This is a genomic window from Acidobacteriota bacterium, from assembly GCA_016208495.1.
GTDB lineage: Bacteria > Acidobacteriota > Blastocatellia > Chloracidobacteriales > Chloracidobacteriaceae > JACQXX01.
The window spans coordinates 1-24,657 of the sequence record JACQXX010000090.1; the positions used below are offsets into that span (position 1 = coordinate 1).

The 24,657-nt window shown below is 51.2% G+C and carries 14 protein-coding genes; 4 read left to right on the forward strand and 10 right to left on the reverse strand.

The features are described from left to right. Positions 1–140: 140 nt before the first annotated feature. The 8 genes from HY774_18375 to HY774_18410 form a co-directional block, all read right to left on the reverse strand. Positions 141–461, reverse strand: a complete 321-nt coding sequence (locus HY774_18375; protein MBI4750452.1) for a hypothetical protein — start codon at positions 459–461, stop codon at positions 141–143. A gap of 364 nt (positions 462–825) precedes the next feature. Beyond that, positions 826–1,629, reverse strand: coding sequence for an ATP-binding protein (locus tag HY774_18380; GenBank protein MBI4750453.1), 804 nt, complete (start codon positions 1,627–1,629; stop codon positions 826–828). Then, a complete protein-coding gene (locus HY774_18385) occupies positions 1,626–3,149 on the reverse strand; it encodes an IS21 family transposase (protein MBI4750454.1) in 1,524 nt (507 codons plus the stop codon). The genes HY774_18380 and HY774_18385 overlap by 4 nt, the downstream gene beginning before the upstream one ends. Positions 3,150–3,254: 105 nt before the next feature. Beyond that, the gene (locus HY774_18390) at positions 3,255–3,692 is read right to left on the reverse strand and encodes a hypothetical protein (protein MBI4750455.1); all 438 of its coding nucleotides are present in this window, start codon (positions 3,690–3,692) and stop codon (positions 3,255–3,257) included. Continuing rightward, positions 3,689–4,789, reverse strand: a complete 1,101-nt coding sequence (locus HY774_18395) for a DUF262 domain-containing protein (protein ID MBI4750456.1) — start codon at positions 4,787–4,789, stop codon at positions 3,689–3,691. The genes HY774_18390 and HY774_18395 overlap by 4 nt, the downstream gene beginning before the upstream one ends. Positions 4,790–5,238: 449 nt before the next feature. Next, positions 5,239–7,002, reverse strand: a complete 1,764-nt coding sequence (locus tag HY774_18400; protein MBI4750457.1) for a DUF814 domain-containing protein — start codon at positions 7,000–7,002, stop codon at positions 5,239–5,241. Positions 7,003–7,202: 200 nt separating this feature from the next. Beyond that, positions 7,203–8,678 carry an inorganic phosphate transporter gene (locus HY774_18405; protein ID MBI4750458.1) on the reverse strand — a complete coding sequence of 492 codons (1,476 nt, stop codon included), beginning with the start codon at positions 8,676–8,678 and terminating at the stop codon, positions 7,203–7,205. 368 nt (positions 8,679–9,046) lie between these two features. After that, positions 9,047–9,631 carry an SIS domain-containing protein gene (locus HY774_18410; protein ID MBI4750459.1) on the reverse strand — a complete coding sequence of 195 codons (585 nt, stop codon included), beginning with the start codon at positions 9,629–9,631 and terminating at the stop codon, positions 9,047–9,049. 196 nt (positions 9,632–9,827) lie between these two features. Between HY774_18410 and bioD the strand changes: the two genes are divergently transcribed. Then, positions 9,828–10,559, forward strand: a complete 732-nt coding sequence (gene bioD, locus HY774_18415; protein ID MBI4750460.1) for a dethiobiotin synthase — start codon at positions 9,828–9,830, stop codon at positions 10,557–10,559. A gap of 400 nt (positions 10,560–10,959) precedes the next feature. Here the strand turns inward: bioD and HY774_18420 are convergent, their stop codons facing one another. Beyond that, complete coding sequence (locus HY774_18420; GenBank protein ID MBI4750461.1) at positions 10,960–12,639, reverse strand: HD domain-containing protein; 1,680 nt, start codon at positions 12,637–12,639, stop codon at positions 10,960–10,962. Between the two features lie 394 nt (positions 12,640–13,033). On the opposite strand from HY774_18420, the gene der reads away from it, so the two are divergent. Continuing rightward, positions 13,034–14,419, forward strand: coding sequence for a ribosome biogenesis GTPase Der (gene der / locus HY774_18425; GenBank protein MBI4750462.1), 1,386 nt, complete (start codon positions 13,034–13,036; stop codon positions 14,417–14,419). 450 nt (positions 14,420–14,869) lie between these two features. After that, positions 14,870–19,738, forward strand: coding sequence for a GAF domain-containing protein (locus HY774_18430; protein MBI4750463.1), 4,869 nt, complete (start codon positions 14,870–14,872; stop codon positions 19,736–19,738). Positions 19,739–20,042: 304 nt separating this feature from the next. Here the strand turns inward: HY774_18430 and HY774_18435 are convergent, their stop codons facing one another. Beyond that, the gene (locus HY774_18435) at positions 20,043–20,714 is read right to left on the reverse strand and encodes a hypothetical protein (GenBank protein ID MBI4750464.1); all 672 of its coding nucleotides are present in this window, start codon (positions 20,712–20,714) and stop codon (positions 20,043–20,045) included. A gap of 913 nt (positions 20,715–21,627) precedes the next feature. Here HY774_18435 and HY774_18440 point away from each other — a divergent pair. Further along, on the forward strand, positions 21,628–24,657 hold a 3,030-nt coding region (locus HY774_18440; protein MBI4750465.1), incomplete at its 3' end, for a hypothetical protein.

Here is a 24,657-nt window from a genome sequence, read left to right on the forward strand (position 1 = left end):
TGGTTTTGGCAACTTGATTTGGCCCACTTTGGCACTTTGATTTGGCCCACCTCAGAGACTGAATTTTCAAGGTTGACAAACATTCACATTGCGTTTGCAAGGTTATTGTTCACAAAGGTGTCCCAGGTAACGCTGGGTGATTACAGGTCCAAGAAAGCCGAAGCCACAGCGTGCAGGCGCTCGAGCGTGAGGTCGGCAGATGGCCCAACATATTTTTTGCGCGTTTTTCCCTCAATTTTGGTATAGGCATACCAATAGGCGGTTTTATGGCGGCCATTGATTTCCTTGCGCAAGCTTAAAGTAATCGGAGTCCGGCGAATGGAGAGTTCCACTCGCAGGCGGTCGTTGTCGCCAAGCCATTGCTCCCAGGCGGGAGAATCGAGGTGGATTCTCCGGTTTTTTTCTCCTGGGGCTTCGGCGGGAACCATCAAGGTTTGTGAACGAAGGACAGGTCGGTGCATCGGATACTCCCTGGTGTCGGTAACCGGCGACGGGCCCGAAAAGTTACCGGCACAGATGGTAACGGTTTTGAACCGTTGATGAAGGTGCTCAAAGAATCCCAAGCCGGTGACTGGTGAGGTGGATGGTGTAGGTAACTTTTCAGATCCTCCGCCAGTTACCTACACCTGAGTCACTGGGGAGTGGGTTCTCGGCGAGACCAGCACCTCTTTTGCGAGGCCCGCCGGAGGCCACTGAACCTGGTGGCGTCGCCGGGGAGCGCCCCGCAGGCTTGCCCTTGACCGGTGTGCCAAACTGGAGGGGCGAGCGGGGGAGTTTTGACCTGGTTTCCTCCCCCGCTCGGCACGACCAGGAGGGCACGCCGAGTCAAGGGGGCGCGGCGGGGGTCTTTTTCCACCGCTTTTTGTCCAGGGTTCGCCGAAAGCGATACGACTCGATCCCGGTTTCAATAATCGTGGCCCGGTCCGTTACCCGATCCAACAGGGCTTTGCACAATCGGGCATTGGTGAACACCTGCGTCCATTCTGAAAATGGCAGATTGGTGGTGAGAATCAAGGCGGCTTTTTCCGCCCGGTCCGACACCACTTGAAATAAGAGTTCGGCGCCGAGTTCAGCCAGTGGCACATACCCGACTTCATCAATCACGATCAAGTCATAGCGCGTCCAGCGCTGCAACACCCGTCCGAGCTGGTTGTGATGTTGCGCCTCCAGCAGTTCATTCACCAGGCCGGCTGCCGTCACAAACCGCACCCGTTTTTTCTGGCGGCAGGCCGCCACGCACAACGCGGTTGCCAGATGGGTTTTTCCGGTTCCGCACTCCCCAATCAAAATCAGCGGCTCGTTGCGTTCGAGGTATCCGCCTTCCGCCAACTGCCGCAACTGCCCGGCTGACAGGTGCGGTGTTGCGGAAAAATCAAATTCCTCCAGGGTTTTCAACCGTGGCAACCGCGCTTCCCGAATCCGCTTTTCAACCACCCGTCGTTCTCGCTCATCGACTTCCGCACTCAATAATGAACTCAAATACCGCACATGACTTGTCTCCAGCCGGGAAGCTTCTTCCGCCAACCGCAGACACTGGGCCGCCACCGTTGGTAACCGTAACTGCCGGCACTGCTCTTTGACCACGGCTTCATCCAAACTGGTTTCCACTTTTGACTTCCGTTCACTCATACCTGTACCTCCAGTGGCTGCCTCAAGAGTTGATCATATTCGGAGAGGGCCGGGAGCGGTCGTTCATACCGGGCGAGCCCCTCAACCTCCACTTTCTCGATTGGGTCACGCTGCAGTTCATCCGCCTTGAGCAAATACTGCACCACGGCTGCATCCCCGACTCCAAGCTCCACCGCCTGGTCAATTGCCGCTTTGAGCCGCTCATACCCCGACTCCCGTCCCGCCATCAACAACTCGATCATTTTTCGCGTTCCATCTGAGTTCCCGTGCCGCTGGCGCAGCTTTTCCCAGAGCCGATCAAAACTTTCCGGCCACCGCCCGCCGGCCCGCCATTGCGCCAATGGTTTGGATCCAGCCAATGCCCCTGGCTTGTGGGCTAACACATCCAGATAATGCTCCAGATTCAGGATCTGTTGATTGTGCCCGTAACACCGTGCGTGCCTGGCCACCACTGCGTCGCTCCCCACCACTTCCACTTCCTGCGCCAACACCCGTACCTTCACTTGTGTCCCCGGCCACACCGGCACACTGTAAAAATTGGTTTTCACTTTGACACATCGTTTGCTATCCACCACTGGAAAACATACTTCCGCGATCTCAAATCCTTCCTCCGCCAACCCCAGCAAGACACCTTGTTCCTTGACCATCAATTCACCCACCGCCTCACGCCGCTCCCCGATCATTCGCCCCTGGTCCGCCTCACACCACTCTTCCAACCTCGCATTGAGCTCTCCCACATCTGATACTTTCGGCATCGGCACCAAATGATTGCGCCGAAAATAGCCCACTTCCCCCTCAACCCCTCCTTTCTCATGTCCTTTCCCGGGTTGACAAAAACTCGCCTCAAACTTCCAATGCGACCGAAACGCGATAAACCTCTCCTGTTGCTCCCGATTCCTTCCCTTCAATATCCGCCTCACCGCACTCCCTAAATTGTCGTACCTCACTCGTTTGAACACCCCTCCAAAATATTCAAACGCCTTCTCATGCCCTTCAAAAAATGCCTGTTGCGTCGCGCTCCAATACGCCCGGTGATACGCCCCTCCACTTCCCATACTCCTCATGACAAACACCTGGACTGCCTTGCGCTCTCCTTCCATCTCCACCCACGCTTCATACCAGTCCACCTGGCCTTCCTCCCCCAACTCATAACTCTGCGGCACATACACCTCTTTTCCTCCCATCCCCATCTCTCGTTTCCTTTTCCCCACATAGTGCCTCACCGTCGACTCCGAGATCACCTCCCCTCCTTTTTCCTCCACCAATCTCACATAGATCCGCCTCGCCGTATGTCGCTGCTTGCGCGGCGCTTGCCGGTCTTGCTCCAATATCTCGTTTATGTATTCCTCCACTTCCTTTAACTTTGGCCTTTTTCTCTCGGCCCTTTTTCTCTCCGGCGGCCTCGCATCCTTTAATGCTTGCCTCACCATCCGCCGATGTACCCCGAATTTCTTTGCCACTCCCTGGATCGTTCCAATCCCAAACTCATACTCCCGTCTCATTTGTTCAAACAGTTCCACTTTCGCTCTCCTTTCCATCTTCCCTCCTCCCCTCATTTGTATTTGGAGAAGAGTACTCGCTTCCTCCCTTCGGTGGGCCAAATCAGAGTGCCAAAGTGGGCCATTTCAAAATATCAGAATCAAGTTTTCAAAAACCTCTGAGCTCAAATTTGATTCCGTATTAATTGCTGTATCAATTTGAAGTTGAGCCCGGTTGTTAAGCTCAGATGATAGAAATTCAATTATTTCAATGTTTAAGCGAGACTTTCTTGATTGTGAAAACTCGTTTAACTTTTTCTTTAATCCGAAAACAATAAAACAAGGACTTAATTCTACGTATTTATGTCTTTGATTATTAACATAATCCAGATAGCCAATAGATGCTTTCTTAATAAAACCCTCCCAATGGGCATAAGTAAGAGGAATACCAGCTCTAATCAGTGTTTTGAATATATCGGGTTTGGATTTTAATGATAATTGGAGATTAGCTAATTCTTTAATTCGCCAGCTAAATTCTTCGTCAAGATGCTCCTGAAGTTGCAAAATCGTCCGAATTTTACTCATGGTCTTAGAAACCCTTCTGCTAAAGGAAGTAGTTTTGACAGTCTTGTTGTCCCCCGAATTCCTGCTCCAGAATTCTTTTGAAAGGTTGGGTTATCCCAAAGTTCTTTTGCTTTTTTACAAATGAATTCTTTTTGCTTGTCCGGTGACAAAGACTCTAATGAATCCAGGTTTTTGGATACACCTATAGCAATTACTTCAAACACGGACATAAGGAATTTGCCTTCAAAATCTTTGCCAGTCCATTTCTTAAAAGCTTTATCTTCTAGAGCCATGTTTAGAATTTGAAACGTGCGTTCAAAGACTTGTTTTTCTGTATCGAATGGAAGAGGGGTAGTTGCAAGGTATCCCATTGCATCGTCTAAATACTCGTGAACATCCTTTCCGTTATAACGGAAAATACGAAATGAAAAAAATCTAAGAACCAATTCAATCTCTGCCTGCTTCTCTATAGCTGTGTCTGTTTGATCAATTGTTTTTAGGAAATCTTTGTTTAGAGCACATTCGCGAAGCCATTGATAAAAGGGTTTATTAATCATTGCAGCAACACAGTTCCGTACCTCTTGCTCTGATAATGCAGCCCCTCCTGTGTTTAGCCTTTGAAAAAGTTCATACTTGGTTTGGGGGTCACTTTCCTGCTTAAGAATCTCAACACGCATTCGTGCGCGTTTGATTTGTAGTTGAAGTGATTTTCCTATTCCGTCCTTTGAATTATCTGAAGATGGCTCCCAACGTTTATTGGAAAGACTGGGTAAAAACTTTGTGCCTTCTAAAACAGAAGCAGGGTATTCCCCACCTTCTGATTTTTTTAAGATTCCAACAAATTCGAAAACTGTTGAGAGTCGTTGAAGCCCATCAATTAATTCCCATATTGCATTTTCATTTTGAAATACAAAAATTGGAGGAATGGGAATTCCAAGTAAAAGAGATTCAATGAATCTAGTTCTTCGTAAGCTATCCCAACGAAAGAGCCGTTGGAAGTCAGGGTTAATAATCAACTCATTTTCCTTATAAAGGTTAATCAGTTCCCCAATAGACATTTCATAGCCATCAGCTACAATTTCTTTCCGTGCCTGCTGTATTTCATTTTCTAAGGACATAATAGATTCTTGATCTGGATGTGAGGTAAGAGTTAGGTGTTTTGATAAATAAATATGATTAAACTATTTTGAAATCAATATATTAAATCGAATTTATGGTTTATTAGCTTACTTTGATGATGAAACTACTAGGGATCTAGCTAGAGAAGTTAAAATTCTGATTACTAGCTAAATTCTAAAGAAGCAGGAGTTAGATAGCAAGCCAATAGTTAGAAAAAATACATCAAACGGGGTGACATAATCCCTCAGAATAACTTGTGTATTTGGTCTAGCTAAATTTGCTCATTGCCACTTCCGTATAGATCTATCTCGACAGTTTAACCTCAGTTCTAAGTGTTTATAGGTAAAGGGATAATTTTTCATTCCTCTATTCCTCCTCCATTAGGCTGCATACCTTCAGAACTCCGAACCCCAAGTCTTTAGCCCTTTACCCCAAGCCCTGTTCTCCCTCAATCCTCAACCCGTTCCAGCACTTCGCGGGCGGGGACGAACAGGGTTTTGCTACGCAGGACCAGTACCATTCCTGGGGCGCCATGTTTTGGACGCGCCAGAAATTTCCGCTCAGTGTAATGCACGTTCACTTTATCAAGGCCCTTCGCCTGCGAAAAAAAGGCGGCCAGCTCGGCGGCGGCGGCGACCACGTGATGGGGAACTGGTTGTCGTGACAGATTCCGAATGACAACGTGCGCCCCTGGATAATCCGCCGAATGCAGCCAGATGTCATTTGGTCGCGCCAGCTTAAACGTCAGCCGGTCATTGTCCTGGCTGGTGCGTCCGACGTAGATATCAAAATCATTTGGCCCGCGATAGTGCCGCAAGCCTGACCAGAGTGAATTTTGCTGTCGGGATCGGGTCTGGTTTGGCGAACCTGGTTTGGCAACCGTTTGCGATTTAGGCCGGAGTTCGAGCGGTATTGTGGGCCGAATTGTCGCCACAACATCATCAATTTCGGCTTCGGTGCGGGCTTCGCGGAGTAACTCAACTGACGTCTGGGCCGATTCAAGTTGTGCCTGCAGTGTTTTGAGCCGTTCGGCACGCGCCGCCAGCGCCCGCTGCAACTTCTGGTAGCGTCGAAAGTATTTCTGAGCCGCGACGGAAAGCTCTTCGTCTTCATCCACCGGAATTTCAATCTGACGCTGGTCCGGGTCATAGTAATCCACCACCACCAGCCCAGTTGGTGTTCGCTGCCCGGTCTTGATGTTGGCGAAAATCAGTTCACCAAATTTTCGAAAATTCTCGATTTCAGCTTCATCCCAGGGTTCAGCCGTCAGTTTCTTGAGCGCGGATTGGGTTCGCTTGAGGTGGGCAGTGGCGGCGGTCAACCACGGTTGGCGGCGGGCTGCCAGCAACGCGCTGGCGTCAATCAATTGAAACCACGTGTCAACCGCTTCGTGGAGTGATGGAAACTCCCGCACTGACCAGCTTCCCAGAGATTCCAGCGGAAAGGGGGCGACACACACCTCACGATGTGGATCAAACGCGCCAACTTGAAGCTGATCAAAGGGTTGGCAACTGTAAAAAAAGCCGGATGGTCTGGCAGTTAGTTGATTTTTGACGCTCAGAAAGGCGTCCCAGGCCGGCTGGCTTGTGGTTCGGAAAACAATTTCACGAGCCAGAATCCGGCCACATCCACGCAGATTTGATCGAAGCCACGTTTCAAGTGCTTCACCGGAAAGCCCTTCCAGATGGTCCGGGGTGATTTCCTCCCAGGCAAACGTGTCAGCCTGCGGTGGAAGATAATATTTGGTTCCGATGATGATTTGATCGGTTGGGCGAAGGACATCCAGAATTGTTTCATCCGCACCGAGCCAGTACAAATTGCTCCCGCGTCCCATCAAATCAAGCCGCAGGTGGGTCGTAGCCGGCTCACCGGTGACGTCAAACCCGGAAAATATCAGCGTGACGGAGCGTTCTTCAAGCGGTTTGAAAACAGAACTCAGCGTTGCTCCCGCCAGATCTTTTCGCAAACGGTGCAGGAGTGGTGGTTCGCCGGTGGTGCGGGCTTCGATGTCACGGGGATGGAGCGCGGTCAGATAAAACCGACCATCCGAAGGGCTGGGCTGGAGGCATAAAATCCGATTGTCACGCAGTCGCAAATCCAAGGCGATGCCGTTCAGGTTGAGCGCAAAGAGTTTACCGAGTCGGAGGTGGTCTGCCTGGCGGAGGAGAGATGACAGTTCAGTGACCAGGCCAGATAAAACAAAATTTTCCATACAATGATGCCAGTGAGTAGTGAGTAGTGAGTCGTGAGTCGTGAGTAGTTCAGAAATTTCATTTCATTGAATTACTTGACTATACTTCTAATGAAATAGTTTTGTTGGAAAAACAATATAAGTAATTCATTAGAATGGATTTACTGGTTTGTTAGCCACTAACTACTAACCACTAACCACTAACTGGTATCATTCAGTGTCTATGCAATGAGCCAGTGGAAGGTCAAAAACAACACGGCTGACAAACAAATTGAAACAGGCAAGGTCAAAATCCACGCCAGCGCGATGTTGCGAATGGTTGATGCCTGAAGTCCGGCTTTTTGGGCCACCATCGTGCCCGCAATCCCGGATGACAACACGTGGGTGGTACTGACCGGCAAGCCAAACGTTGACGCCAGCCCAATGGTGGACATCGCGACGAGTTCAGCACTGGCACCCTGGGCGTAGGTCAGGTGGCTCTTCCCGATTTTTTCACCGACTGTAATGACGATGCGTTTCCATCCAACCGTGGTTCCAATGCCAAGTGAAATCGCCACCGCCATAAAGACCCACAATGGGGCATAATCAGTCGCCCCACGAAGCAGCGACAGGTTCTTTTTCACCAATTTACTGTCTTCTTCTGAGAATTTAAGTTTGCCGCTTTTTTCCAGTTTCGACAGACTCGAAACAATGAGCAGAATATCTTTGCGAACCGTCCAACGTGAATCTTTGGCAATTTCACTGACTGAGTTTTTTCCAGCCAGGACCGTCTGGATGTCGGCCAGTTCCGCTCTGAGGTTTGAAATCGGAGTTCCCAGAGTTGGGGTGTTTGGGGTGGGTGTTCCTCCGCCGTCTGGGGCAAACCCAATTTGAAGCAACGGTTTGGAATCGTCATAGCGTTGCAATACTGAATCAAGCTGACGGGCGGCTTCCACGGTTTGGGTAAGCTGGGCCTGGGTCAGTGTGGCATTGAGTGCGTAGCTGGCCGGGAGAATTCCAATCAGAATCAGCATAATCAACCCGACGCCCTTTTGTCCGTCATTTGAACCGTGCGCAAAACTCACGCCGGTACAGGTGACAATCAAAATCAGGCGAATCCACCAGGGTGGCGGTTCAGCTTCGGCTGGTACGGAGTACAATTTCTTGTTGGGAATCAGTTTCTTGGAGAGCCAGAGCAGAAAGAAGGCCAGTGAAAAACCAGTCAATGGTGAAACCAGCAGCGAAAGTCCGATTTCGGTGGCTTTACCCCAGTTGACTCCGTCGCCAAAGGTATGGCCGGGAAGCATTGAGTTTGCCAGCCCAACGCCTAAAATGGCGCCAATCAAGGTATGCGAGCTTGAAGCCGGCAAGCCGTAATACCACGTCCCCAGATTCCACAAAATGGCAGCCAGCAGTAAGGCCATGACCATTGCCAGTCCAGCGCCCGTGCCTTTGTTCACCAGCAATTCCGCCGGCAGCAGGTAAATAATCCCCATTGCCACTGAAATTCCCCCCATCAGCACCCCGGCAAAGTTGCAGAATCCAGACCAGATTACGGCCAGCCAGGGTTTTAAGGAGTTGGTGTAAATAACAGTTGCCACTGCATTGGCTGTGTCATGAAAGCCGTTGACGAATTCGAACCCGCAGGCGATGAGTAGCGACAGAATCAGAATAATCTGGGTGCCAGTGCTGAGTGAGGAGTCAAAAAGTTCAAACATAAAATCGGATTCCGCTGCTTGATGCCTCAAAAGGCAAAGTCAGTCTGGAAAAGGAGGACATTCCTTTCAGGTGAGTTTTCTGAAGAAAATGAACAGCCACAAGAGAGGTGAGTGGGAGAACTTCAGCGCTTGTGTGGAAGGCATGGGGCATAAGAGCCGGATTTTGGATCAGGAGAAATGGATTTGCCCACAGTATGTGTGCAGGATGTTAAATTGAGGTTAATCAGAAGATAGCGAGATAGCGAGTAGCGAGTAGTCAAGCCAGGAAAAGTGAAAGGTAGCTAATACATTTCAGATCAATCAATTAACTAAGGTTATGTATATTAATCAGGTACTAAATGTGTTTTAGTTTTACTACTCGCTACTCACTACTTGCTACTCGCTATTTCAGGAAACAGCTCTTCCTCAATCAGTTCACACAGCAAATGCTCAATGATGAGGTGGACTTCCTGAACGCGGGCCGTGATATGGTGGGGCACAATCAACGGGAGGTCCACGAGTTCCCGCAACTGGCCTCCGTCTTTGCCAAGCAGCCCGATAGTGAACATGCCCATTTGATTGGCCTGTCGAATGGCTTCGACGATGTTTGGCGAATTCCCACTGGTGGAAATGCCAATTGCCACATCTTCTGGTCGCCCCAGGGCCGCAATTTGACGGCTGAATACCTGGGTAAATGAGGCATCGTTGGCAATGGCGGTGAGTGTTGAGGAATCAGTGGTTAATGCCAGGGCTGGAATTCCAGGTCGTTCCGGGCGGGTGTGGTCGAGTCGGTGAACCAGTTCAGCGGCAAAGTGTTGGGCATCTGCCGCGCTTCCGCCATTGCCGAAGATTAAAATTTTTCCGCCGCGTCGAATTGCCTCCGCCGTTTGCCGGGCGGCTTTCAGAACGATTTCGGAGTGTTCAGCAAAAAAACGCTGTTTGAGTTCGATACTGGTTTGAATTGTGTCTTGAATGGCTTTTAGTCTGTCCAAGCAAAGAACCTCTTGCCCTCTCAGCCGTGAATCTGATTAAGATGGATTTCCCTCACGAAGCGGGAAACTCGGCACCTTACCAAATCAATTGCCACAAAGCAAAACTGAATCCAGGAGGTCCATTTGGCGTGCGGCCTACTTGACGCCGCTTTGATCTCCTGTGACAGAAAAACTGAATATGACACATCACCACGGAAAAGGAATTTTTATCACCGGCACGGATACCGGGATCGGAAAAACCACAGTTGGCGCCGCACTGGTCGCGGCACTGGTCGCAGCCGGCCAGACTGTACGGGTGGTAAAACCAGTGGAATCAGGGTGTTTGCCAGATGAAGAAGGGAATTTGGCGCCAACTGATGCGCTCGAACTCAGGCACGCTTCAAGTTTTCCCACCTGCCCATTGTCTGAGGTCAATCGCTATGCACTGGCTGAGCCTCTGGCACCGGCGGTTGCTGCCGAACGCGCCGGTGTTGAACTCAATTTGGCCGAATGTGTCAATCTGGTTCGGCAGGCACAATCCACGGCGGATTGGGTGGTGGTGGAGGGCGCCGGCGGATTGCTCGTTCCTCTGGCCGGAAACCGTCAATCTGGATACATCACCGTGGCGGACTTTATTCAACGGCTGGGATTCCCGGTGCTGGTCATCGCCCGCACCCGATTGGGAACGATCAACCATACTCTATTGACACTCAATGAGTTGGAACGTCGCAATATCACGTGCCTGGGCGTTATTCTCAACCAGTCGGATCCACAAAAAGGGCTTGAAGACGAAGACAATGTCCACGTACTTCAAGCCCTGGGGGTTCGGGTGCTGGCAACGGTGCCGTTTGTCGAACGGTTCACATCAGAGGAGCAGATTCACTATTTGCAGCCAGTCCTGGACAGTTTAGAGCGCTCTTACCGAACCTGACACTGATGACCATAAGCACCAGGATAAAGGTTTTAGGCCCGCAGGGTCGTTGTATAATAGCCGTGGTGCGAAGCCCACGGTCCCCGTCAGGACGAAACCCAAGCCAGACAAAGGCATCGGTTGGTGAATACAGAAGGAATTCAGTTCTTCTTATCCTGGCGCTTATGAGGGAAAGTTCCTGATTTCGAGGTGATTTACACCACCCCTGCAGGACCTGGGTGTTTGGGTCTGGCCGGAACCGTGGGCTTCGCACCACGGCTATCACACGACGACCCTGCGGGCCTAAAACCTTTATCCGGGCGCTTATGCTTGTCGAACCTGATGCTGACTGACTGGAATTGTGAGCTTCGTGCCACAGTGTCAGTTGCTGACTACTCGCTACTCGCTACTCACTACTCGCTCACTTCACCCCTTCGCTCATTTCGATGGTTGGTGCCGGGGCGGCTTGCGGAATTCCGGCTGGCATCTGTTTTCCGGTTTGCTGATTCCGGCGAGCTTCAGCTTCGGCGCGTTTCTTCTGATTTGGAATGTATTCTTTCCAGACGAAATCTTTGAGCGCTGTAACCACGATTGGCTCAAATTTCGATCCTGAAGCGTCATCAATGAGTTCCAGTACCTCTTCGATGGGCATCGGTTCGCGATAGTGGCGTTTGTGGGTGAGAGCGTCAAAGAAATCAGCCACGGCAATGATTTTTCCGCCGAGTGGAATCTGATCTCCAGTCATGCCAAAGGGATAGCCGGAACCGTCAATATTTTCGTGGTGGCTGCTGGCAATCAACGGCAGGTTCTCCATTTCCCTGGAGAAATGGATTTCTGAGAGGATTTCCAGTGTGTGGAGCGCATGGTCGCGCATGTGGTCATATTCTTCGGGGGTCAACTTGCCGGGTTTGCATAGGATGGCTTCGCGGGTTCCAATTTTTCCGTAGTCGTGCAGCAATCCAGCATAATAAATGATCTTGCGTTCCTCAGCCGGCAGCCCCATGTGTTTGGCGATGGTTGACGAGTACCGTGCCACACGGGCCGAATGTCCGGCTGTCAGATCGTCGCGGGCGTCAATTGAGGCGGCAAGTGTCCGCACAAAGCTTTCAAAGGTAATTTTTTGTTCTTCGAGCAGATGCAGGTTTTCAAGCGCGATTCCCGCCTGTCGGGTGACCGCCATCAGGAATTCAAGTTCCTCTTCTTCAAAGCTCTTTTGTTTGGTGAGGTTGTCAAGGTAGCACACGCCCCAGGTTCGGGTATTAGAGCTGATTGGCGCGCAAATGACCGACCGGATGGATTGGAAAATGATGCTCTGTTGAGTCGCAAACCGATTATCGCTTCGAGCATCGAGGCACAGGGTGGCGACATTGTCTTTAAAGACCCGGTTGACAATCGTCATACTCGGATGGACGGTGCTTGAGTCGGTGTTGGTGCGATGCTTGGCAGCTTTAATGCTCAACGCGTCCGATGACCCATCCACCAGCATGATGACGCCGCGTTCAGCCGGAAGCAGATCAAACAGGAGTTCGAGCAATTTACTGCACAGGTCATTTCGGCTTTGCATCGAGAGGATCGTGCTGGTGATTTCATAGAGGGCCCGCAACCGATTGAACGTGTTGTTGTTCATCATCTTCGCCTGCTCAATCAGCGAAGTGTTGAGATAGCGGGTTTGCTGGTGGTCAATCACCGACATGATTTGATGCGGATCATCTGGCGGGGCTGGGGTCGGTTTGACCGCAACCGGCTCCTGGCTGGTATCTTGCTCTTCCTTCGGGGTGATGGCCTCAAACATGAGTTCAATACCGCCATTACGACGCCCAAGGCTGATGCGGTCACCCGTTTTCAAAATCGTTTCCGTCACCTTCGTGTCATTGACAAAACTCCCGGAAGTGCTTTGTTTATCACGCATGCGATAGGTTTTCCCGTCGAAGACCAGTTCGACGTGATGACGTGAAATGTAGGGATCATCAAGTTGAAGGTGATTATCGCCAAGTCGTCCGATGGTAAACGGTGCTTTGTTGAGCACCACGACCCGTTCTTTTCCCGTGACGTCCCGATAGCGAAGGGTGCCCCAGGCATTTTGGTCAAGATTCTCACTCATATAGCCCCCAGACTGCTCTTTCTAAATCTACAATGTGGATGGGTGAATCAAATTCTTTTATGCCGAGCGAACGATCATCCCGCAAGGTAGTGCTGCCTTTGCAAAAATCCGGCAAGTTGTGGTTGATTGGGAGGTAGAAGCCGGCGGAGAGCATAGCATATTTTGCTTTTCATGGTGCAATCAGAATCACCCTATCTTGAGGAGACAGCGAGCTGAAGAAATTGGCTTTATTTCATCCCTCATCTTTCATCCCTCATCCCTTCGATTGCCCCAAGCCCGAAGTCTTCAGCCCAATGCCTTCAGCCCGAAGTCTTCAGCCCACTACCTTGCGGCATCGCGAAGAGATGACTACACTTGGGCTTTTGAACGGAAAGAAGTTGTTATGTCAGATACCATGAACCCATTACCTGAAGTACCCGAAACGCAAGGCACCGTGGCGACAGACCCCGTCGTGCTGCCCAATGTGGTCATCATTGGCCGCCCAAATGTCGGAAAATCAACCCTGTTCAACAAACTGACCGGCACCCGGGCGGCGATTGTTGGCGATGAACCTGGAATTACCCGTGACCGTCATTTTGGGACGGTCGAATGGCAAAACCATCATTTTGAGCTGGTGGATACTGGCGGTATCGTTCCGGATGATGAAGCGTTAATCCCCGTCAATATCTTTCGTCAGGCGCAAATCGCCATTGAAAACACCGACCTGATTTTGTGGATGGTTGATGCGCGGGCCGGCATTACCCCATTGGATCAGGAAATTGCCCGGTTGCTGCGGGAAACCGGAAAGACCGTGTATGTGGTTGCCAACAAAGCCGAGACCCCAAAAGTTGCGCTGGCGGCCCAGGAATTTTATCAGTTTGGATTTCACGGGTTTTTCCCGGTCTCTTCCGAGCACGGCGCCGGAGTCGGGGAATTGTTGGATGAAATCGTCGAATTCACCAGCGCTCCCTATGAGCCCGACCCGAAACCATCCACCGAAATTCGCGTGGCGATTGTCGGTCGCCCAAATGTAGGGAAATCATCGCTGGTCAACTGTTTGCTTGGTGAAGAACGCGTCATTGTCAGCCCGATTGCTGGCACGACTCGCGATTCGGTTGACTCGCTCCTGGAACACGATGGTAAAACCTTTCGCTTGATTGACACCGCTGGGATCCGCCGCAAGGGCAAGACGACGGAAATGGCTGAAAAACTGTCAGTGATTATGGCCCGCAAAGCGCTCGAACGTGCCGATATTGCCATTATTCTGATTGATGCCGTCGAAGGCCCGACCGCCCTCGATGCCACCATTGCCGGCTATATTCAAGATGCCGGCACCTCAGTCATCATTGCGCTCAATAAATGGGACTTAATCGAGAAGGACAGCACCACGTTGTCACTCTATGAAGGCCAGCTTCGCGAGCGGTTAAAGTTTCTCGACTACGCTCCAGTCATCTTTACTTCCGCTAAAACCGGACAGCGTGTCCCCAAATTGCTGGATGCGGCCATTCATGCGTATCAGGCCCGCTATAATCGCATTAGCACCAGCCAGCTCAACCGATTCTTTTCTGAAAATCTCGATAATCCGCGCGCTACGACCCCGGCCAAACGTCCTGTGAAGGTCCAATTCATCACCCAGGCTCGCGGCTGCCCCCCCACCTTTGTTCTGTTTACCAACACCACCAACAAAGATTTGCATTTTTCCTATGAACGCTATGTCGTCAACCGGTTGCGTGAAGCGTTCGACTTTTTTGCGGCTCCCATTCGGATTGTACATCGCTTCAAACCTGGGAAAGGGAAGTGACAAGGTGACAAGGTGACAAGGTGACAAGGTGACAGGGTGACAGGGTGACAGGGTGACAGGGTGACAGGGTGACAGGGTGACAGGGTGACAGGGTGACAAGGTGACAAGGTGACAAGGTGACAGGGTGACAAGGTGACTAATGACAAAGTGACTAATGACAAGGTGACAAAGTGACTAATGACAAGGTGACAGAACGTCATCCTGTCACTGGTCACCTTGTCATCCTGTCACTGGTCATCTTGTCAAAAAGTCACCTTGTCATCCTGTCATCCTGTCATCCTGTCACTGGTCATCTTGTCAAACAGTCACTTTGTCACCTTGTCACTGGTCATCCTGTCACTGGTCATCTTGTCAAAAAGTCACCTTGTCATCCTGTCATCGGTCACGTTGTCATTGGTCACCTTGTCATCCTGTCATTGGTCACCTTGTCATTGATCACCTTGTCACTTTATGCCAACACCTGTCAATTTGAGACCTCTTTCTGAGCCTTCACGCTTGACCGATGTGGAACTGGCCACTCAGTACTTTTCAGTGTCGTTAGGTGCGCTGGTTCCAATTGGGCAGGTTCTGGCCCGATGTGTCGAGGGATTGAGACGGGCATACCAGGTAAGTTGTTGCCGACTCTTGATTTGGGAAGATGAAGGGCAATCCGCCAGAGTTGCGGCGGAGGCAATTGACGAACAGGCAAAACAATCATTTGCCGCCCAACCCACGGCTGAATTGCCAGTGTTGGCCCAGTTGGGAAATGTCTTTGAAACCAGGCGGTTCCCGTTGCTGCGTGAATTTCGAAACCGATTTCACCCAATCTGGCATCCGGGTCTGACGGAAAGTGATGTTTCACCTTCCAGGTACGAACTGCCCTGGGGAAAACTGGGAGACCAGCAAAGCCTGATTGTATTTCCGCTTCAGACAGCGGACCGCTTGCTTGGATTGGTAACGCTTGAGACGATGAGCCTCCGGACCTGGAGCCTGGCCGAGGTGCGATTCTTGCAGGTGGCGACCAATCATCTGGTCTCTTCGATTGAAGCCGCCCAGAACTTTGCCGAACTCGAAACCGATGTCCATCGGCTCAACGTCATCAATGAAATCAGCCGGTCACTCAACGCCAGCTTTAGTATTGATGAAATCTTTCGATTACTCGTTAACCTCACCCGAACCCTGGTGGATTTTGATCTGGCCAGCCTGTTGCTGGCCGATGAACGGTCGGGTCAATTAAAGCTACATTCCCAGGCGCTGCACGAACATAGCTGGTTTACCTTTGGGCAGTGGCTGTCGGCTGGGTTCGCCCTGTGTGGCCGGGCACTGGCCAAGCGGCAACCGCTGGTGATTCCAAATTTTCAAACTGAGGCATTTTTTCCAGTCCGGACTGATTGGATTGAACGCGGGTTTGCTTCGTGCACGATCATTCCGCTGCTGGCCCGAGGAAAAAGCCTGGGCGTGTTGATGTTTTTAAGCCAAAAACCAGACGTTTTTGGCGGGCGTGAAGTGGATATTTTACGCCAGGTTGGGGATCAGGTGGCGGCGGGTATCCAGCGAGTTCAGACGTTTGATGAATCGGAGAAACGGTCGCATGCCGCCAAGCAGGTGGCTCGGCGTGAGGAACTCATCAATCGGATTGGGATGGCGATTGGAAGCCAGCTTCACCCCGACATGGTGTTACAACACGCCGTGGATGCTCTGGGTACCAGTCTTGATGCTGATTGTTGTTACATTGCCCAGTGTCTGGCGACCGATATGGAAACCTTTGCCCGGTATGAATTTCGGGCCCGTACCTGGAAAAGCGTGGTTGAAATTCCAATTCCAGTGCTCGACAACCCAACCCTCCAGCGCGTGCTGTCAAGCGGCAAACCGATTGTGATGGACGACGAATGTACCTATCTCAAAGCGGAGGCCAGCTTACCGCTGGCGCCGCCGATGTCGGCTTTTTTAAAGCGGCTCGGGGTCAAGCTGGCGCTCTATAGTGCGATTTATGTTGGTGAAAAAGCCGTCGGGTTTTTAGGGTTGCATCAGTATGAACAACCCCGTGGGTGGAGCGAAGACGACATCAGTCTGGTTCGGGCCGTGACCCGCCAACTGGCCGTGGCGCTTGGGAACGCCCAGTTGTTTACCGAAAGCGAACGCAACCGGCGAGAGTTGTCGAACCTGTTTGAAATGTCGCGGGTGTTGTCGTCATACACGGATTTGCGTGAGTTATTTGAACTGGTTACCCAGCGCGTTGCCGTCAGTCTTGGGGCCGAAATGTGTGTACTGGCGTTACTCAACAAACGGACTGGTTATTTGTCGGCCCAATCCCCTGGGTACAATGTTCCGGCTGAGTTGCTGCCCCGGTTACGATTTATGTATCAGGCGTGTGACCTGGAGCATCGGCATAGTTCGGGTGATTCGCCAATTGTCAGCCTGGTTGATGTACTTCGCGAGGATGAATGTGAGGCGCTCACCTCTGGACTGCCGCACCCGGATATGCCCTATTTCAGCAACCAGGCCCAGCAGGATTCGCGGCTGCCGGTCACCTTCCTCAAGCAGTGGAAAATTCGCAACCTGATGTTGTGCCCGCTTCGGATGAAAGGGGAGGTCATTGGATACATTTATCTGGCCAACGGACCAGCAGGATTTACCACCGAAGACCTGCAACTGCTCGAAATTTTTGCCGGACAGGCCGCCGAAGCGATTGTCAATGCCCAGTTATTTGAACATGTGCAGGCTCAGGCCCAGCGGGAAGCCACGCTCAATCGCATTCTGACTGGGTTGCGCGAATCACTTGACCCTGATTCCATTATGGAAAACGTGGTTCAGCAGTTGGGCAAAACGCTGGAGGTGGATCGGTGCACCATTTCATTATTTACCGCGCGTGAGAAGTTCTGGCCCGGCATCCAGCACGAATATTGCGCCCCAGGTATTTCCTCAATCAAAAACAATGCAATTCTCAACCAGACGCGAATCAAGGTGGTTGGTTCGTTTCGGGCCCCATTGATCATCAATGATTTCAATGCGCATTCACTGGACCGGCTGGTCACTGATCACTGGCATTTGCTCCATCACGCCGGAATTCGATCACTGGTGATGATTCCAATTTTTCAAGCCCAGGAACTCATTGGATCCATTGGATTACACCATTGTCAAGAATCACACACCTGGCAGCAGAGCGAAATTGACCTGGCCCGAACGGTCGCCGCTCAGTTAAATGTGGCCATCCAGAATGCCCGCCTGTTTCGACGGGTGGTGGCAAGTCAGCAGCAATGGCAGGCATCATTTAATGCCATGACTGACGGAGTCGCGCTGCTTGATGCGGATGGACGGGTGGTTCAGGCCAATCTTTCCCTGGCGCGATTGTGCAGCCTTGACGTGCCTGAAGCCATGGTTGGCCAGAGTGCCTGGAATCTGATTGTTCCCAAAGATGGATTTCAGGACGATCATCCAATTTCTGAAGTTTTGCAGACCAAGGTAAGTGTTCAAACCGAGTTTGTTGATCTGGCCGGGCACGTTATTCGGGAAACCATTGACCCAATCCAGGACGAAAACGACCAGTTAATGGGAATGGTGATGGTGGTCAGCGATGTCACCCACGAACGACAGGCCGAGCAGGAAATCAGGCAACGCAACCGCGAACTTTCGGCCCTGAACGCCATTGCCGAGGAAATCACCAAATCACTGGAAATTGATCAAATTCTTTCGAGCGCCTTTGGAAAAGCAACGGCGGCGGTACACGCCGGTGCCGGGCTGGTGGTATTGGTGGATGAAACCCATCCACGGCGAGCCCGACTGGGCAAAAAATCTGATTTGGCGACCCCGTTGTTGCGGCTGGTCTCGTACCAGGGCGAGCACTCCGATGCGGTCTTGACGATCTTTAAACGTGCCCGGCGGGATCGAACCCTGGTCAACACCATTTTGACGACCCCGTACCCCTTGATTTTTGAAACATTACCCGAAAAATTTGCCAAATTTGCCCAATCCTTTCGTGAAATCATTGATCAGCTTGAAGTTGAATCACTGATTGTCATCGCGTTGCAATCCAAGGATCGGGTGCTGGGGGTGATGGTTTTTGGATTTCGGAGGGGACAAATGGTTGCGCCTTCCGAGGTTCAGTTGCTCAATGCCATTGGCCGACAGGTTGGGGTGGCGGTTGAAAACGCGCAGTTGATCTCCAGTTTGCAGGATGCCTTGAAGGATATTCGTGAAGCCAGTCGCCTCAAAGACGAGTTTTTGGCGACCCTGTCCCACGAGTTGCGCACGCCCTTGACGTCAGTGACGGGCTGGTCCGAGGTTTTGATAGACCGGGTGAGTCAGTACGACGATGACGAATTACAGGAAGGCATCAGCACCATCCATCACAATGCTGAGAATCTGAAACAACTCATCAATGATTTGCTGGATTTGTCACGGGTGGAAAATCGAGTGCTTAAACTTGAGTTGGAGCTGACCAATATCAATATTGCCATCCAGTCGGCGGTTCAAACCGTCAAGCAAATGGCTGAAAATAAAGGTGTTCACCTGGTAATGCAGTTGAGTGACCGGCTCCCGAAAATCAATGCTGATGTCAACCGGCTGCAACAGGTATTTTGGAATTTACTGACCAATGCCATTAAGTTTACCGAAAAAAGCGGAGTCGTATGCCTGACCTCGCAGGAAACTTCAGGTGGGGTTGAAGTCAGCGTGACTGACAACGGGATTGGGATCGATAGTGAATTTCTGCCCTTTGTGTTTGAACGGTTTCGCCAGGCCGATGGCAGTTCGACTCGACGGTTTGGCGGGCTCGGGATTGGCTTGTCGCTGGTGAAATCGTTTACCGAAGCCCACGGCGGCAGTGTGGATGTGACCAGCAAGGGACGTGGCCAGGGGAGCACCTTTTTTGTCCGGCTTCCGGCTGCGGAAATCAAAGAATTGAGCCTGGAGCCTGAGCGACGCAGTGGCTCGTACCAGATCAGCCGAATTACCGGCGAAGTGAAACCCTTGATGCCGGTCATTTTAATTATTGATGATCTGGAAGACAGCCTGCGGATGCTCGAATCAACCCTCAAACGCGAAGGATACGGCATTGCCACTGCCAACACCGCCGACGCCGGCCTCCGAATGGCCGAACGCACGCCGCCTGATTTGATCCTGGTTGATATGGAAATTCCTGGAATGGGCGGCGTTGAAGTGTTTCGGCGGCTTCAGGCCAACCTGCGGCTGGTTCAGATTCCAGTGGTTGGAATTTTAGGGATGGGGATGGATTCCCAGCGAAGCCAGGCGTTTGAACTGGGTTTCCGTGGAATCGTCACCCGGCCTTTCCGGCGGCGTGAACTCCTGGAAATCATCAAAACCATTGTGACAAGTGGGTGAATGGGAGTGAAATGGCGAAGGAGTGAAATAGCGAAATAGTGAAATAGTGAAATAGTGAAATAGTGAAGGAGTGAAGGAGTAAAGGAGTGAAATAACAATTCTTAGCTTGGGTAATTATGAGCAAAATCAATGATTTAGCTCCGCAGGAGCGTTGTAAAATAGCCGTGGTGCGAAGCCCACGGGCAAAGTTTAAAGGCGACATAACCTGTTTTGAGAATCAAAGTTGACGAATCTGGCTACTTGCCTGCTTCACTACTTCGCTACTTCGCTACTTCACTACTTCACTACTTCACTATTTCACTCACTAGGTATCACCCCGTTCGGCTTTGAATTTGACCTGACCATTTTCAACATCCACCGAAAAGTTGACTTCCTGACAATTTTTGGTGGCTTTGATTTTGTTCGTGTTGTAGACGATCATTTTATAAAACTGATCAAACGACGTGTTATCAATGGATTCGCCGCATTGGAGCTTGGCGGAAATCACGCTCTGGTAGAGTTTTTTGATGCCTTCTTCCTGATGGCGAGGGTCGTCAAATGAAACTTTGACAGGTTTGAACGAAACGGCTGCCTTGTCTTCGTGAATTGAGTCAAAGGCGCTATCCAGATCGAGTTCAAATTCAGGTTCGTTGCCAAAGCTGGAATCAAGGTCTTTTTGCTGGGCGGCACGAGCTCGTTCGGCAGCCTGTGCTTCATAAATGGCTCGCGGGTCGCGACCTTCTTCTTTGTCCTGGAGGCTGCGCCGCCACAGTTCTCGAAAGGCGGTATAGCGGGAGACAATCGTGTTGTAGCGGTACCGAGTGCCAAAGCGCATTGAGCGGTCATCGCCAATTCGTTTGATCATCGCTTCAACCCGGTCGCGAGTATCATACGGGGGACGTTTCCGCCCACCGTTGAAGTAGATGTCAAATTCGATCTTGAGTTTACGGATGTCGTCTTCAAGATCGGTGAGTTGTTCGTCAATACTCTTTGCCACAGAAACAGCTCCACATCAAAATTCCAGGCAGCACGGTTAACCAGGGACAGAGGGATAAAGGTTGAAGAAGATTGTTGAGTTTAAGTGAACACACAGACAGCCAAGAATATTCAATCCAGAGGGATTATTTCAAGAGAAGTTTCTGGATTTTGAATCGAACTTCTTGAAAATGAAGCTTGAAAATCAAGTTGCTGAGATTTTTTCTTCCTACCTGAATTGCTCGTCATTTGGATTGCCAGGCACGTACAAAAATCTTGTTCTTTCAATCAATGGGCTGGAACAAGTTTCATCCAACTGCTGAAGAAAAACAGAAATCTCCTGAAAAAAAGCTTGCAAATTGAAGAGAGGGGCTTACTGTGTCACGAGCAGGTTTTATTTTTGGGCCATCTGCACATTTGCCGGGGTTTTTGCCCAGGCTGCCCAGCCTGCGTTGCGGGTTGGTTATTCTTCGGTCATCAAGGAATACTTTCTCAAGTCAGACGTTGCTTTCAGGTGAATACAGTTGAGAGTCCCGCCTTCAGGCGGTCGGTTTTACTTTTGCCATTCTCGAAACTGTCGGAAATTGCTTGTCGTGCCCAGATGAAGATCGGGCGTGGATGAGTTCACCAACGCCTGGGCCCAATGTCAGTACCACCTGCGTGAGCGGGTGGGTTACCCGACAAATGTCAGTACCACCTGCGTGAGCGGGTGGGTTACCCGACAAATGTCAGTACCACCTGCGTGAGCGGGTGGGTTACCCGACAGTATATTCAATCAGCGCAACCATGAATGTCAGTACCACCTGCGTGAGCGGGTGGGTTGCCCGACAGTATATTTCAACCAACTTATACCACTCTTATCAGAAGGCTAAGCTATTGAAATAATTGCTTTTCCCTGAACTCTGAACCCCGAACCCTAAACCCTCAATGGTATTATGACCACTATTCGTCGCCTTCTATTTCTGGCATTTTTTCTGATTTCTGGAGTTGCCCTGACGGTATCGCAGGCATCATTGGCAACGTTGACTGGATCCCCAAACCCACCCGCTGACGCAGGTGGTACTGACACGGTGTCGTGGGCATCATTGGCAACGTTGACTGGATCCCCAAACCCACCCGCTGACGCAGGTGGGACTGACAACCGGGCGATTTCGCGGCGGGCGCCGTCAATCAATGGGCGACTGGAAGGCAGCATCCAGCAGTTGACACCAGAGAACGTCACGTTAAACGGTGGCGCGACGATCACCGAAAAGCTCTATGTACCCGGAACTCCGACAGTGCGCCGCAATGGCAACCCGAATTTCGGCGGTGTGATTGAAGGCAGCGGAAGTGCCATTCCAGCCAATTATCAGGTGACACTCAATGGCAATGCCACACTGGGGAATCTGGTCAATCGAACGAATCCCATTGCATTGACACCAGTTGCCGCGCCTCCGACCCCGACGGGAACACGGGATGTCAGTTTGAACAACCCCAACGACCAGATCGGAGACTTTGCGACGCTCCGCAATTTGACTTTGAACGGCAATGCGGGAACACGGTCTGTTCCAGCCGGAACCTATGGGAATTTTACCGTCAACGGCAGCAGTGTCTTGATTTTCGGCATTGCAAACTCAACTGAACCAGCGGTTTACAACCTGCAAGGATTAACCCTCAACGGAGGCACCCAGCTTCAAATCGTCGGACCAGTCACGTTGACGCTTCGGAATGGAACGAACATCAACGGCAGCATCGGCAACGCGGCCAACCCGCAATGGCTCACGCTCAATGTTTCCAACGGAGGTGTCACCCTCAACGGAGGCAGCCAGATGTTCGGAAAAGTGAACGCTCCCGCCGGAAGCGTCACCGTCAACAGCCGATTGACTGGAAACGTCATCTGTGACCGGTTGACCGTCAACGGAGGCGGAGTCGTCACCATCCTGGCGCAAGCTCCACAAGACACCACCGCCCCGGTCATCACGATTGCCGAACCTGCCGAAGGATTGATCACCAAAACCTCTCTCGTCACTGTTTCCGGGACAGTGACTGACTTCAGTGCCGTGACAGTGACGGTCAATGGTCAACCGGTAACTCTTTCCGCAACACAATTGAGCACCAGTGTCACGCTGGCTGAAGGCTCAAACACGATTACCGTTTTAGTCACGGATGCTTTTGGAAACGTAGGAACGGTAACCAGAACCGTCACGCTCGACACGACCGCTCCAGTTCTGAATATCACTTCCCCGCAAGACGGAGCCGTCACGACCGAACCTCAGATTACCATTACCGGAACCGTGACTGATGCCACCGCAACCACGGTGACCGTGAACAATGTCGCCACCACCCGAAATGGCAATGAATTCTCAGCCGTCGTGTCTCTGATTGAAGGCCCAAACACCTTCGTCATTCGAACCGAAGACGCCGCCGGAAATCAGACTGAAACCACCCGAACCGTCACACTCCAGGTTCCGCAGGACACTACCCCACCTGTCATCACCATCACTGAACCCGCCGAAGGTTTGATCACCAATGTTTCACCAGTCACCGTTTCTGGAACAGTCACCGATGCCAGCACGGTTACAGTCACGGTCAACAACCAGCCCGCAACCCTTTCCGGAACACAATTTACCGCCAGCGTGACGCTCACCGAAGGCTCAACCACCATTGCTGTTTCCGCCACCGATGCGTTTGGAAATGCTTCAAGTGCGTCGCGAAGTGTGGTTCTTGATACCGCCGCGCCAGTTTTAACTGTCACTTCTCCTGAAGATGGGACAACCACGGCTGAAGCTCAAATCACGGTCACTGGAACGGTGACTGATGCCACAACCACCAGCGTCACGGTCAATGACATCGCCGCAACACTTTCTGGAAATGAATTTTCAGCCATCATTCCGCTCGTTGAAGGTCCAAACACCCTGCTTGTGCATGCCGTGGATGCTGCTGGAAATCAGACAGAACAGACTCGAACCGTGAACCGCCAGGAGCCACAACCGCTTTCGTTGACTGTGTTCAGTCCAGAAGATGGCGACTACACCTCATCAAATGAAGTAAAGGTTGAAGGCGCTGTAACCGGATCCGGAGTCACCGTTTCCGCAAATAATGTGCTGCTGACAATTGATGAAGAAGGTGCTTTTTCTGGGATCATTCCTCTCATCGAAGGAACCAATCAAATAAAAACCACGGCGGTCGATTCCGGTGGAAATAGACAAGAAGACATCCGTTTTATCATTGTTGACCAAACTTCACCTGTCATCCGAAACATCACCCCGGAAGATGGAACTGTAATTCTGACTCCAACAACGACCATCCAGGGGAATGTAGATGAAACCTCCCCAGTTAGTGTCAATGTGAATGGAGTTGAAGCAACTGTGACAAATGGCCTTTTTACAGCGGAAAATGTCCCGATCAGTGAAGGAACGACCTATATCCGGATCATCGCACGGGATCGTGTCAATAATTTTGGAGCAGCGGAAATACGGTTGATTGGGCCAGACCGAACGCCGCCGGACCCACCAACCTTGTTTCCGATTACTTCGCCGACGCGGTTGACCTACCAGACCATTCACGGGAAAGCTGAACCCGGTGCTGTGATTTCAATCGGTGGTGGAAAATCCCCCGTCACCACCCAGGCGATGCTTGGAACTGGAATCTTTGTCGCCACGGTTGAACTCAACCCCGGCGCGAACACCTTGACCCTGGTGGCCACCGATGCGGATGGAAATGTGTCTTCGCCAACTGAGTTGACCGCCATCAGCAACCCAAATCTGGCACTCCCAACAACTGGAGAAGTCAGTCAGGTGACGCTGGCCACCGGGAATTCCCAGTTTGGGTTGCTCAACACCGAACTCCCACGACCACTGGTGGTGTTTGTCAGCGACAAGGATGGAAATCCGGTGGCGAATGTCCCCGTGACCTTCACGGTTGACTATGGTGGAGGTACATTGATCAATGATGCAACCACCAAGGTGATTCCAACCGATGCACAA